General features: G+C 41.2%; 11 protein-coding genes. 9 read left to right on the forward strand and 2 right to left on the reverse strand.

Annotated elements, in window-relative coordinates:
* Window positions 1–35 precede the first annotated feature (35 nt).
* The 7 genes from KKI44_RS15190 (at window position 36) to KKI44_RS15220 (ending at window position 8,041) form a co-directional block, all read left to right on the forward strand.
* Window positions 36–467, forward strand: a complete 432-nt coding sequence (locus KKI44_RS15190) for a hypothetical protein (RefSeq protein WP_214588143.1) — start codon at window positions 36–38, stop codon at window positions 465–467.
* On the forward strand, window positions 467–2,017 hold the full coding sequence (locus KKI44_RS15195; protein WP_214588144.1) for a hypothetical protein: 1,551 nt from the start codon (window positions 467–469) through the stop codon (window positions 2,015–2,017). Before KKI44_RS15190 ends, KKI44_RS15195 begins: the two co-directional genes overlap by 1 nt.
* A gap of 11 nt (window positions 2,018–2,028) precedes the next feature.
* A complete protein-coding gene (locus KKI44_RS15200; protein WP_214588145.1) occupies window positions 2,029–2,460 on the forward strand; it encodes a phage protein Gp36 family protein in 432 nt (143 codons plus the stop codon).
* Between the two features lie 22 nt (window positions 2,461–2,482).
* Window positions 2,483–4,912, forward strand: a complete 2,430-nt coding sequence (locus KKI44_RS15205) for a DUF935 family protein (protein WP_214588146.1) — start codon at window positions 2,483–2,485, stop codon at window positions 4,910–4,912.
* Between the two features lie 162 nt (window positions 4,913–5,074).
* On the forward strand, window positions 5,075–6,991 hold the full coding sequence (locus KKI44_RS15210; RefSeq protein ID WP_214588147.1) for a tape measure protein: 1,917 nt from the start codon (window positions 5,075–5,077) through the stop codon (window positions 6,989–6,991).
* Window positions 6,984–7,493 carry a phage virion morphogenesis protein gene (locus KKI44_RS15215; RefSeq protein ID WP_214588148.1) on the forward strand — a complete coding sequence of 170 codons (510 nt, stop codon included), beginning with the start codon at window positions 6,984–6,986 and terminating at the stop codon, window positions 7,491–7,493. Before KKI44_RS15210 ends, KKI44_RS15215 begins: the two co-directional genes overlap by 8 nt.
* A complete protein-coding gene (locus tag KKI44_RS15220) occupies window positions 7,490–8,041 on the forward strand; it encodes a hypothetical protein (protein WP_214588149.1) in 552 nt (183 codons plus the stop codon). Before KKI44_RS15215 ends, KKI44_RS15220 begins: the two co-directional genes overlap by 4 nt.
* On the opposite strand, the gene KKI44_RS15225 is transcribed toward KKI44_RS15220, so the two are convergent.
* Together KKI44_RS15225 and KKI44_RS15230 are read right to left on the reverse strand one after the other, a co-directional pair.
* Complete coding sequence (locus KKI44_RS15225) at window positions 8,042–8,566, reverse strand: hypothetical protein (protein ID WP_214588150.1); 525 nt, start codon at window positions 8,564–8,566, stop codon at window positions 8,042–8,044.
* A 2-nt stretch (window positions 8,567–8,568) separates the two neighbouring features.
* On the reverse strand, window positions 8,569–8,772 hold the full coding sequence (locus tag KKI44_RS15230; RefSeq protein ID WP_214588151.1) for a hypothetical protein: 204 nt from the start codon (window positions 8,770–8,772) through the stop codon (window positions 8,569–8,571).
* A 564-nt stretch (window positions 8,773–9,336) separates the two neighbouring features.
* Here KKI44_RS15230 and KKI44_RS15235 point away from each other — a divergent pair.
* A complete protein-coding gene (locus KKI44_RS15235) occupies window positions 9,337–10,914 on the forward strand; it encodes a T9SS type A sorting domain-containing protein (protein ID WP_214588152.1) in 1,578 nt (525 codons plus the stop codon).
* A gap of 6 nt (window positions 10,915–10,920) precedes the next feature.
* Entirely contained in the window at window positions 10,921–14,421 is a 3,501-nt protein-coding gene (locus tag KKI44_RS15240) for a hypothetical protein (protein ID WP_214588153.1), read from the forward strand.
* The last annotated feature ends 5 nt before the right edge of the window (window positions 14,422–14,426 follow it).

The following is a 14,426-nucleotide window of genomic DNA, read 5'->3' on the forward strand; positions in this document are numbered from 1 at the left end:
TTATATAAAGCAATTTTGCTTCATATATATAAGGAATGAATGAAAAGAAAAAGCTGACCAATGACGAGAAATATACTATAGCTCAGGACTTGTTTCTGGAAACGGACAAAACACAGAAAGAAATCGCAGAAATCATTCACGTCACAGAAAAAACGCTGGGTAAATGGAAAACCGAGGGCGAATGGGATCTGCTTAAAAGCGCATCAACGGTTACCGCCCGAAAGATCATCGAAAACCTGTATAAAAAGGCGCACGCCCTGAGTGAAGATCCGAAAAGCAAACCCAATGATATTATTCAGATTGCCAACAGCATTGAAAAGCTGTCGAATAAAAAGGTAACCATCAGCCAGATCATTAATGTATTTAAGGATTTCACGACGTACGCCTTTACTCAAAACGCAGAGCTGGCAAAGGAAATCAACCTTTTGCAAAAAAAATATGTGGACTATAAAATCGGGGAAAAGTAATGTCGGCAATCACCATCACGAAAAGGGATTATAACGAATGGCTGGAGTTCTGTTCACAGGTTCAGAACAGTGCCGCCGTTGCCTTTAATGATACCGAGGAAACACAAAAATTACGAATTAAAAGGGCATTAACCGATTATAATTATTTTGTTAAAACCTATTTTGAATTGTATGCCGATGCGGACTGCGCAGACTTCCATATTGACTTTGCCAATGCCTGCCTTGCGGATCCGAACTTTTTCGGAGTTGCCGAATGGGCGCGGGAACACGCCAAATCTGTTCACCTGACGATTATTATACCGATGTGGCTTATCGCCCATAAGCAATTAACAGGAATGCTTTTGATGGGGAAAAATGAGGACGACGCGTGTAACCTGTTATCCGATCTTCAGGCACAGCTGCAATACAATAAACTTTTTGCCCACGATTTTGGGGAGCAGTATAATTTCGGGTCATGGGAGGACGGGGATTTTACCACAAAAGAAGGAATCCGGTTCCTTGCCTTTGGTCGTGACCAGTCCCCGCGCGGGGCAAGGGAAAACGAAAAACGTCCCAATTACGGTGTGGTGGATGACGTGGACGATGACGACATTGTCCACAATCCGAAAAGGGTGGATAAAGTGGTGAAAAAGATTTTAGGAGCCATGTATTTTGCCCTCAGCATCAAAGGGGCGCGTTTCGCGATGGGCGGGAACCGTATTCATCATAATTCTATCCTTGCCAATATCGTGGGAGATACCAAGCCCGGAGCGAAGAAAAGAGAGGGCATTTACCATTCCAAAGTAAAAGCCATCGAAAACGGAAAGCCCGCCTGGTGGCAGCGGTATTCATTACAGGAACTCCTGCGGAAAATTGCCAAGGCGGGAACTGTTCTTGCCAAGCAGGAATTCTTTCACGAAACGGATATTGAAGGGAAAATCTTTAAAAACAAATATTTCCGTTTTGCCAAACTTCCGCACCTCTCCAAAATGGATATCATTATCGGGTATTTTGATCCGAGTTTTGAAAACAGCCAGACCTCGGATTTTAAAGCCGTATCGGTTTGGGGACAGGATAAGTTCAAACGCTACTGTATTAAAAGGTTCACCCGACGCTGTGAACTGGAGGACGTTTTCGAGTGGATGATCAAAGTTGAGAAAAACCTGCCCCCCGGGGTGGGGATCATCTGGTATATGGAAAAACAATTTTACACCCGACCGGTAAAGAAAGCCCTCCGACGTGCCTGTAAAAAATACAAATACCCGCTTAGTGTCCTGACCGACGAAAGGCAAAAACCCAATAAATATACCCGTATGGTAAGAATGGAACCGGAATACTCCTCCGGAAACGTGGTCTACAATGTAGAGGAAGAAAACGATCCGGATATGGTGGAAGGGAATTTACAGGTCAGGGGAATAGAACCGGGATATAATACCGCGGATGACGCTCCGGATGCCGACGAAGGCGCATGGTTCTTTCTGGATCAGTTTGTTGTTTCTGATTCGGAAGACTGGAACGAAGACGCTCTCGGTATAGGAAAACACGAAAGAAACAACGATAACGCTTATTAAGAATTATAACAATGCCTTTTTTAACAGAAACCGACTACGAAGTACAGATCCGGAACTGGATTAAACAGATTATCATCCAAAGGAAAGAAGATGTTCAGCATCGAGCCGAGCTTGCCGCTCAGGCGGAAATGGAAAGCTATTTGAGACAGCGGTATAATGTAGTAGAAATCTTTTCCGCTGCCGGAGCCGACAGGAACGCGCTTATTATTATGTATATGGTGGATATTGCCATTTACCATCTCCATGCCAATGCCGCCGCGGATGTCATTCCTGAACTGAGGATCATCCGTTACAACGCCGCCAAAGACTGGCTCAAAGCCGTAGCCAAAGGGGATATTTCGCCGGATTTGCCGGAGAAACCCGACGAAGGAGAAAGTGGCGGGGAAACCGGAAGTCAGGTGATCGAATTCGGAAGCAACCCGAAATATTCAGAGCGCTATTAATTACCCTTTAAATACCTTTTAAATGAAATTTAAAATACAGGCGGTCACCGATTTTTTACACAATGCCTTCGGTGGCAGTAAGGATAAAGACTATGAAAGAGCGGTCACCCGGATGGTGGATGCGATCAAACGTCAGCGTACCTTATATAATAAGGAAATCAAAGACTGGAAACTGGCAAAGGCGGCGGCAATAGATCCCATGCTTCCACGCCGTAAAATGCTTATTGACATTATGGAGGAAGTGTTGGACGATCCTTTTATTTACGGGCGCAGTGAAACCCGTAAGCTCAGGGTTTCCAATAAATCGGTTGCCATTGTCGATAAAGACGGGGAAGTTAACGAAGAAAAAACCAGGCTGATCCAAAAACTATGGTTTAAAAACCTGATCAAATATACCCTTGACAGTATTTATTTTTCTTACACGCTCATGTACCCGAAGGAACTGGACGAAAACGGGTTGATCAAAAAGCTGTCTTTCGTGTACCGGGATCATATTGTACCGGAAACCACCGAGCTGCTTATTAATCCTTATGATCTGCAGGGCGAAAACTTTACCGAGGGAAACCTTAAAAAATGGACGCTGTGGGTGCATCATGAGCATTCCATCGGACTTTTAAACAAAGCAATCCCGTTATGGATTTTTAAAAAGCATTCATGGCAAAACTGGGATGAGTTCGAGGAGATGTTCGGAATTCCGATGCGTACGGCAAAGGTGGCTTCCACGGATCCACGCGTAAAAAAGGAAGTGGATAAATGGTTAAAAGATTTGGGTTCTGCAGGATGGGCAAGATTCCCCGAAGGGGTGGAAATCGACATTAAGGAGTCCAACAGCCGGGACAGCTTTAATGTATTTAATGAAAAAAGAAAAGCCTGTAACGAGGAGCTCGCCAATCTTTTTGACGGGAATTCCGAAACGGCAAAAGACACCGGAAGCCGGGCGAAAACCGGGGAAATCATTAACGGGACTCAAAAGCTCATCACCATGGACGATGAAACCTTTGTGATGTTTTTTATCAATGACGATGTCCTGCCGTGGCTCCGCGGGCTGGGTTATCCTTTTGACGAAAACGACACCTGTATTTGGAATGACAACGAAAAATTAACGCCGAAGGAAAGACTGGAAATTTTTAAGGGAGTTAAAGATTTAGGGTACAAAATCAAAAAGGAACAGATCGAAACCGAGCTGGATGTGGAAATTGTCGGAGAAGTTTCCGATGGTGAGCCCCCGCAGCCTATTCCACAAAACAGGTATATAAATTTTAATACGGGGCGGGCAGCCCCGGCAGGTATGAATGATTCCGTTTTTCATTTTCCGGAAAATATTCGGGATATAACACCTGCAGAAGAAAAATTTTTGCGGCAGCTGTATGAAAACCCCGGAACCATCAATTGGAGCTACAACGAATTTAAGGCATCGCATACCCCTTTGTTAGAGGCAATAAAACAGGGATTCGGGAAAATGAACTTTGATTTTGACAGTACCGACCACCGCCGGATGAGGGCTTGGATGAATAATATACACCGGTTCGGGGTTGATAAAACACAGGCGGAAGTCTATGAGCTTAATGAGATGTTAAAGGATCCGGAAGTAAAAAGTTTTAATGATTTCAGAAATAAGGCAAAATCAGTATTTCCGAACTATAAGGAATTGTATCTGAAAACGGAATGGGATCATGCGAATGCCACCTCCAATATGGCGGCTCGGTATATGGAAATGATGGACGATGTAGAAATTGCGCCTTACTGGAGATTGAACGCCATTATCGATGACGGAACGACGGTGATTTGTCGGAGTCTGGACGGGAAAGTCTTTGACAAAAGGGATCCGGATTCATGGAAATTCCTGCCCCCGCTCCATTGGAAATGCCGCACCGACGCTGAGGACGTTTTCGATGATTACGACGGGGAAATTACAAGTTTTGACGGTGCGATACAAATTGATCCTGACGGCTGGGAACGGATGCAGAAACAGGGCTTTGATATCAACTGGGGAGACAGTGATCAGGTCTTTACCCGCGCCCAAAGCTATTTAAAAAAGCTGCCGCAAGATACCAAACCTATTGATGTGGACGACTTGGGTATTGCGGATTACGGGCTTTCAGAATGGGCAAAAGTCAGAAAAAATACCTACCCCGAAAAAGCGGTCACCATAAAAAGCCATATCGACAAAACCGGAATGGCAAGGGTCATCACAGCAGAGAACCTCCCTGTATGGATTGATGCCATGACCGTGCAGTCCGATGATATGCTCTTCACGCAGATCCGCGAAACGCTCATCAGTCCTGACGAAGTCTACTGGAGTGATTCAACGGCAGTTCCGCAGACGATTTTCTTACGCTTTTATACGGACGGAGCCCTGAAAGTAACCACCGAATCTGTCCGGGTTACGGCGTATGAGTGGATCAGTGATCCCGATACTGCCCGCAGAGGGCTGCTGGTAGGACAAAAATAAAACCTCCGCAAGGGAGGTTTATACTCTTAATGAGCTGTAGAAATGAATGAATAAATGAGATAATAAGTGAAGGATTATAATTTCACTTGTTATAAATCATGGATAAAAATAAGAAAATAATCCGGAATACCACCGGCACAACAAACATTTTTATTACCTATTATGAACGGTTTACAGTATGCGCTGGATCTGATCGACCGCTCGTTTTCCAATGGAATCAGCCGCGCACGAAATGAAACAAGGGGGCTTGACAATGCCGTCAATACCGCCAACAGCGGGATCGGGAGGTTAAGAAATACCGGACAGAGTACTTTTAGCAGCCTCGCGCAGTATGCAAAGAGTGCCGGGATTGCCATTCTTGCCGCCTTGTCGGTGGGTGCGGTAATCAACTTCGGAAAAGAAATCACCGGGATTACTTCCAAATTTGAGGGAATGGAAAATGCCATTGTCTTTGCCTCCGGACAGCAGGGGGCAAAAAACATGGCGTTTCTAGATACAACAATAAAAGACCTTAACCTTAATATGGAATCTTCTTACAAGGGATTTCAGACCTTAACGGGATCCCTCAAAGGGACTGCCCTCGAAGGACAGGCGACGCGGGATATTTTCGAAGCGGTCGGAATTGCCGCGTCGGTGATGAACCTCTCGGCGGAGCAGAGCGAAGGGGCATTTTTAGCACTTTCGCAAATGGCTTCCAAAGGGAAAGTTTCTGCCGAGGAACTCAGGGGACAGTTAGGGGAAAGGATTCCGGGCGCGTTGGGGATTGCCGCCCGAGCTATGGGAATGACCCAGGCACAGTTTAACGAAATGTTAGACAGTGGTAAAATTATGGCGGAGGATTTTCTGCCCAAATTTTCAAAAGAATTAAAAAATACTTTTGAGGGGGGCTTACCTGCAGCCATGAACTCGATGCAATCCGCCATCAACAGGCAGGAAAATGCCTTAACACAGTTTAAGCTTAAAACCGGAGAAACATTCCGTCCGCTGATCATTGGTGTATTGGATGCCGGAAATTACCTGTTCGGGTTCCTCTCGCAGATGATGAACTACACCGAACCGGTTAAAAATGCCCTTTCAGGGGTAGCGGAAGCTTTTCAGCCTGTGATTGACGCAATCCGAAATAGTGGCTTTCCCAAGCTTTCGGGGGAAACCAACTTTGCGAAATTGGCAATGGAAGGCATCGCCGGGGTAATCAGGTTTTTAACCCCGCTTCTGGAATTGCTTTTTAAAATTATCGGCGGGGTTGAAACTGCATTTAATGATGTCCGGAAAGCTTTAATGGAAAACATTACGGCAATGTATGAGTCAGGAAATGCGGCGCAGCTTCTTTCCAACGTCACGGGAGTGCTGACGCGGGTTTGGGAGCTTATTGCTCCGGCGGTTCAGTATGCCGGTGAAATACTGGGGGCAGCTATTGGGGTCATACTAAAGGCTGTTGATGCCATTTTCGGAATTATCAACGCCTTATATGCATGGGAGAAAAAAATGACCGTCATTCAAAGAGTATTAAACGCATTTACAGGAAACGTGCATTCTGTTTTTAAAAGCATCCGGGATATTGCTGTTAATATTTTAGGAGGTGTAGGCGATTTACTGGTGGGCATCTTTACCCTTGATACCGATAAAATAAAATCAGCACTCTCCAAAGGCTTTAATGTTATAAAAGAAACCGGGATTTTAATTCCTAATGCGATGAAAGGAGCTTATGAAGGATGGAATAAAGAACTGGAAAAACCGGTTAAAAAAGCCGTTAAGATCACCACTCAAAACAAAATAACTTCTGCCGCCGGTATTCCGCCGCCTTCCGGCTTGGCTTCACCGGGTGGAAAACCTGCCGCGGCTTTGGATCCGCAGTCCGGAGGAAGTGCGAAAGGTAAAAAGGACAAAGCCAAAAATTCCCTGTCCGGTGCCGGAACCGGCGGGGACGGAAAAAAAATGATTTTCAATATTCAGTCCTTTGTGAAGGAACTCACCATTAAGACCACCAACATCAAAGAAAACCCACAGGAGATCAGAAAAGTACTGGAACAGATATTTAATGAAATGATCGCCGATATAGAAATCAGAGCCAATGCATAACCAGAATAATGCTCAGGAGTTCGACAGGCTCCGCGCAAAATACAGGAATTTTAAAAGAACCATTCCGCAGAAAGCCGCCATTACCATGGTGAATTTCTTTAAACGAAATTTTAACGTTGGCGGCTTTGTGGATGTTCCTTTCCAGAAATGGAAAAAAAGCAGCTATCCCGGAGCGAGAACCACAATGGTACGTTCCGGGAATACGCGCAGGGAAATTAAAAAAATACAGGTCTCGGAATCGCGCGTGGTCGTGGGAATAGGGAACCATAACCATTATGCCAAAATCCATAATGAAGGGGGGAAAATTCTGATCACTCCAAAGATGCGCAGGTTCTTCTGGGCAAAATATAAGGAATCAGGAAAAGAATACTGGAAATGGCTCGCCCTCACCACAAAAACATATATTGAGATCCCGCAGAGAAAATTTATTGGCGACTCAAAAGCACTTGAAAAAACACTGGATCGGATGATATTATCAGAACTTAAAAAAATAATCTCATGAGTATAAAAGGAATGGTGTTTAAAGAAATATCCGACCATCTGGAGGCTCAGGTGGAGGAATTGATCTATATTGATAAAGACCGCGGGCAGATTGAAAAAGAGAATATTGTCATGGTTCCCAAACCCGCTGTTTTAATCGCTTTTATGCGTTTCGAGTGGTCAGACATGGGAAATGGAATTAAAGTGGGAAAAGGCATTGTCCGTGTGCGTGTAATTTGCGAGAATTATGCTGAAAGCTATACGGGGAGTATAGATCAGGAACTGGCATTGGCTTTTTTTGATCTTAATGAAAAAGTGGATGCCACACTGGAAGGTTTGAGCGGCACAAAATTCAGTGAATTAAAAAAGGTGGCTGACGAGGACGACCTGGATCATAATAATGTTATTGTCACGGTTTACGAATATGAAGCCACCATTACCGACGATACGAAGGCGAACTGCTCCAAAATGATTAAAGTGGATGCCAAACCGATTGTGAAATATGCTGCAAAAGAAAACCTGCCGGAAAAGCAGGTTAATATTCAGTCTGATTTTATTGTTAAAATGTAATTACTTATAATAATCTTTTGCCGTGGTAACGACTATTTTTGACTGTCCGTTGGTTCCTACTGAGAGGGCAGCGACATCGGACAAAAAACGAGTCGTCACCGTCTCACCCGGCTTGGTATCTTTAAAGTTGATGGCTCGGCTCCAAAAGTTTATATAAAATTTAATGATATATTCAGTGTCACCCCAGATTTCAAGTTTGGTTATGATGGGCTGACTGTATCCTTTTACCTTTTTACCAGTCCAATTTATATAAGCCACTCTGGGCTTTTGGTTTCCCGACGTAACCTGTTCTATATATTTCCATTTTTGATTTAAAACATCAAATTTTGTTTTAAAAGTTTCATCATCTACCATTCCAATCTTATGAAGTAATTCTGATACGGCGGGAAAATTATTACCTGCTTCAATATTAGTTAATAATGTTTCGTATTCATTCCCCGCAGCAGCGTAAATATCGTCATTGGTTAAAGAAGTCTGAGAATAAAAAATAATTGGAAATAGTAAAAGGATTATTAGTTTTTTCATCATTACAGGTTTTTATAATGTCCGGTTTTTCTGATAATAAGCCAAATGGTATCTCGTTCCAGTGATCCTATATATTCCTCTTCCAGTAATCCCAGTGCATAATCACTGTCGTAATGTTTCGTATCGGTATAATAAGCGAAGCGTTTGCGAATACGGTCGTTTCGCTTGATTATTTTGTCCTGTTTTGTAAGTTTTACTTCTGCCATAATTACAAATGTAAAAAGTATTCTCTTTCTATGCAAGCCGGCTTTTTTTTCGGTCAGGTGATTTTTAAACCTGAAATTACCGTAAAAATACGGTGATTCTGTTTTAAGAAATATTACTTACATTTGAAGCATAATTTTAACGAAACAAGCGTAAGCTATCATTTAGGTATTAGAAAACTGCGAATCTTCTATAATATCCCTAAAAATGATAGACTTACGCCCGTGTACCTATATCGGGCGCGGGCGGAGTCTTTCTGGGATATTGGGTTCTTCGCAGTACCTCTAATACGGATTGACTTTTGCTCCGCGCCTTTCTTATTATTATCTAAAGATTTTTTTTGCAGTTGAAATGCATTTCAATAAAATACGACACGTTCTGCCGTTCTGCGAATATATCTTTGTCACCAAGAAAAAAAATAACATTTAAAACAATCAAAATGAAAGTAAACAACCGGTCAGGCTAAAATGATTCTGATAAATCCAAACCCAAAATATGGGGTTTTTACGGATTGCAAACAACACACAATTAAAAATATATTAGCAACTTAAAATTTGATATTCACAATGAAAAAAGATTATTCAGGCGCACTTCTCTTGTGCGTACTCCTGGGAGGTTTTTCTTCTGCCCAGGAAGTGGTCTGGCAGAAAGACATCCCTTCTTCCACCCAGGAGTTCCTATCGCAAATTACCACCACAATCGACCAACAGTATTTAATTACGGGCAGCAGCATCCATTCCGACAACAGTCAACCATCATTTGGCAGTCAAAAGCAGAACAACGGTTACGATCTTCGTTTAATGAAATTGAATCAGCAGGGAGAAACTGTCTGGGAAAAATATTTCTCGGGCAACAACCACGATATGGCAGCTTCCACGGTCAGCACTCAGGATGGAGGTTTCGCAGTACTTGCTACGTCCAGTTCTTCAAAAGGTTTTGATAAAAAGGAGGATTCCAAAGGCGGATCAGATTTCTGGCTTATCAGAATCAACGAATTTGGGGATGAATTATGGCAGAAAACCATAGGCAGTACTGCGGATGAAGAAGCAAGGGCGGTGATTCAGACTACGGATTTGGGATTCTTTGTCGCCGGCAATGTGCAGAACTCACCGAAAGGCTATGGCTCGAAAGATGTACTGGTGGTACGGCTGGATAAAAGCGGAAAAGAACTCTCCCAATTAATTTTAGGCGGAAAAGGATTGGATGAAGTGGAAAAAATGATTCCCACCAAAGACGGTGGAGCCTTGTTAGGGATCTATTCTAGAAGCAACCTGGGCGGTTTAAAAAAGACGGAAAACTATGGCGAGGGGGACTATTATATTGTAAAACTCAGTAATACAGGACAGATCCAGTGGGAAAAGAATTTCGGAGGAAAGGGCGACGATCATGTAAGAACACTGGCACTGACTTCAACAGGCTACCTGCTCGGAGGGGAATCCAGATCGGAAAGATCGGGAAATAAATCCGTTGGTATTGAAGAAGGAACCGATTTATGGTTGGTGGCTATTGATTTAAACGGAAATGAGCAGTGGCAGAAATCCTACAACTTTAAAAACAGGGATGTTCTGATGGGAATGAGTGTCATTGCCGGGAAGCAGGAAGACGGAGGCGGGAAGTCTAAAGGCATCTTGCTGGGCGGTTACACACAGGCAGAAGGCAGGATTGAAAATGATGATGAAACTTTCTGGATGCTGTATCTCGACCAGAATGGAAACGAGCAGTGGAGAAAGCATGTGAAGGGAGAATCCCGAAAAAAAGAGGAACGGTTATCTGATATTAAGCTGAACCGTGACGGATCAATTGTACTCGCAGGCACAAGCGCAGAAGAGCTGGGGAAGGAAAACTGGAAGATTATGAAGCTTGGCGATAAACAGGTTGACCAGCTGATCGAAAAGCAGGATATCAGGATCTACCCGAACCCGGTAACGGATTATGTGTACGTTGAATTAGGCTTTGAGGGCTTGAAAGAGGGAGCGTTTGAAGCAGAGATCGCGGTATATGACATGGGCGGAAGAAAGCTTGAAACGGTAAAAACAAAAAATAAGATCACCAAAATCAATACGCAGCCGCTGATTCAGGGGGCGTATCTGGTGGTGGTGAAAACCAATGACAAAACGGCGAATGCCAAATTGATTAAAAAATAGCACAAGATGAAAATTAAAAGAAACAGCATATTTAGCGCATTGCCATTAAGTGTTTTAATGTTGATAAGCTTCAATGCTTATAGCCAGAATCAACAGATAAAGGATAAAAAATTTGATTTTATCCCTAAATCTCCTGACGTAGCTTCATTAGGAAAATATATTGATAAGCCTATTTCGTTATCCTCAGGCTCAGCGAATGTAAATATTCCTCTTTATTCACTGAATATTAATGACAATATTTCTATTCCTATAAGCCTTGTCTATAATTCACAAGGCGTGAAAGTAAGCGAGACGGTAAGCTCAGTAGGGCTTGGCTGGGATTTATCATGCCTGAGTTTTGTAACAAGGAATATCCGCGGAAAAGAAGATAATTATATTGATCCCGATTTTTACAATCAAAACAATACACTGGCTAAACAAAATCTGGCATCAAATGCAACCAGCACATATCCTAACGCATGGCTGGATCAGAACAGTAATGCAGTTGACACGGAACCTGATGAATTCAGCGTATCGTTATTTAATCAAAGTTTCAAGTTTTACTATGATTTTAAAACTCAGAAATTCATTCAGACTCCGCAAAGTGACATTAAAATCATTCCTAATATTTCTACAAACGGAAATATCATCGATATGAAAATCGTGGATGCTTCAGGAAATACTTACTATTTTGGGAGATCCTATGATGAAGACAATAATGTCGCAGTAGTTGACGAGCTTGGATCCATAAATATAAATACAGAAAGTGCCTATACATCTGGAGTGCAGCCTAAAATTAATACATGGCATCTTGTGAAGATAGAAACTTCTGATAAAGAAACAGTGAAATTTTTTTATGATGAAAATTATGTTCCCGTAACGGATATGAATAAACAGAATATTCAGCTTGCCGGACAATACAAGTATATGTTTAATACACTGGACTTTGCAAATGGCACTTATAATAATGTTCAATGGGTTAACGGAAATCCTGTTGTTGTTGGGAATCTTTACCCTGTTTCTTATGGAATATATTCACAAAATAAGGAAGGAATTGATTATAATATCTATTCCATACCAAATACTCAGGACAAAATACTAAAAAAAATAGTCTATGATAAAACCCAGATAGAATTTGAAAAATCAGCTACGATCAGAAAAGATCAGAATAATTATTCCTATGAAAAGATAAATGTGAAATATGATGGCAGAACTGTAAAAAGTTTTTCGCTAAATCACACCTATTTTAATGATGAATATGGCTTTATATCATCCGATCATTCAAGAAGTCATAATTATATTTTTACTGATTATTTTGATAAGTCACACTACCGTTTAAAGTTAAATTCTGTATCGGAATACGGAATCAATAATTCTTTTACCGGAAACTATTCTTTTGATTATTATGCAGGTCAGCTTCCAAGCAAACTGAGTTTTGCCCAGGATTTTTTTGGATATTATAATGGAAAGACTACCAATACAGAACTCATTCCCAATGTTTATTTTAAGCTGGAAAATGTTTACAAAAAAGCAGGAACAGCAGAAAGGAATGTAGATCTTGAATTTTCAAAAATAGGAGCTTTAAAAAGTATTACCTACCCGACTAAAGGTAAAACGGAATTTGAATATGAGAATCATTCCTTTATGGGAATAAATGACATTACAGAGACACCGATGAATAATGATTTATTCTCTCTGGAAACACATAATATTACCTTTGCTGCAGAACAGAATGCTGATCCTAATACGGGAGCTCCGCTTCCCTTAAATGCTATTTACCAGCAAGAAATCATATTTGATAAAAATTCAACCGCTGATCTGAATACTTACATCCAACAAGTACCGCAAAACCCTTCAAATCCAGGCTCCCTTATGAATTCGTTTTATATTAAGGTTTATAAGGTTGAAAATGATGGGAGTCATAATTTATTATTTTCTATTACATCTACACAAAATAACACCCCTTATTTGTTTCAAAAAGGAAAATATTTATTTGAAGCGACAAGAATGACCCACACTATTAATGAAGGAGGTTTACAGGAAGAAGAAGGTTCGTTTGCAATGACAATTTCATATCAGAATGGAGTTTCTTATGAGATTGATAATTCTCCAACCTCCCATATTGCGGGAGGGCTGAGGATCAAGTCAATCACTCAAAAAGATTCCAATGATAATACACTTTTAAAAACCGAATATAAATATGAAGATATTATAAACGGACAAAAATACTCTTCCGGAATCCTGTACGGTTATCCTTTGATAGTATCGAATAACTATTATTTTGGAGTGAATAAATTTTATGGCTTGATTGATTTTCCTTTAAAAGGTGGTTCTTCGCACAGTGTATTATATGCTAAGGTGACGGAAGAATCTGTAGACAATAACCAAAACAGAATCAGAAAAATTTATCATTTTGACAACAACTTCATTCCACCTATTAATGAGACCAATTCTGATGTCCGGTTAAAAACACCTAATTTTGGATGGAGAATAGGAAATCTCAAGGAAATTGAATACTACAAAACTGGAAGCAACAATAGTTTTTCTTTAATAAAAAAAGACAGTATTATCTACAATCAAAAGGGAACATTTACAAGCAATGAGTTAGGAGTAAGTATTGAACCGCGTGATGTTATTTCTTACACTTCGTTATTTGATGTTACCAAGTATAAATATGAATATTATCCTCTGTATACAGATTTTAATTACGAAGCGACCAAGATTACAAAAGAATATATTGATAATGCTGTAGTGAGTACTACTACAACAAATAACTTTAATAATATCAATTCTTATGAGTTGACCGCATCGAAAACTCAATTTCCTGACGGAAGCATCACGGAGACAAATTACCAGTACGCCCACGAAAAAAACAACCAGTTAATGATCAGTAAAAACATGATCGGCATTCCATTGGAAACAACGACGACCCAAACCGTTGGCGGTGTTACCAAAACTCTGGGCAAAACAGAAACGGTGTATCCTACAGCTCTTTCTACACCACAGACCGGAAATCTGGTGTTGCCATTGTCTGAGAAGTCGTATGATAAACTGAATAGCACGATGTCTACGGATGTAACCTATGATAAATATGATGACAAGGGAAATATCGTTCAGTATACCGAAAAAGATGGAACTCCTGTAACTATTGTATGGGGTTATAATAGGACTGAGCCGATCGCCACTATTGAAGACATCACCTATGACCAGCTTACGGCTGCCGTTTCAACCAACGCCATTGTTTCTGCTTCCAATGATGATGCTTCTGATCCCAGCAAAGAAGGTCTTCTTTTAAATGCGCTGAATGATTTCAGAAAATTATCGGCTCTTTCAGGAAAGAAAATAACAACTTATACGTATGATCCACTTATAGGAATGACCAGTAAAACTTCATCACTAGGAGTTAGACAAACATTTGTATATGATGCAGCAGGAAGACTAAAAGAAGGAAATATCAGAGGAAAAAATAATGCAGGGTCATACATTCAGGAAACTTCTCAAAAGAATAATTACAAATTCAAGCAATAATCACA

This window comes from Chryseobacterium sp. ZHDP1 (assembly GCF_018603435.1).
Taxonomy (GTDB): Bacteria; Bacteroidota; Bacteroidia; order Flavobacteriales; family Weeksellaceae; genus Chryseobacterium; species Chryseobacterium indicum.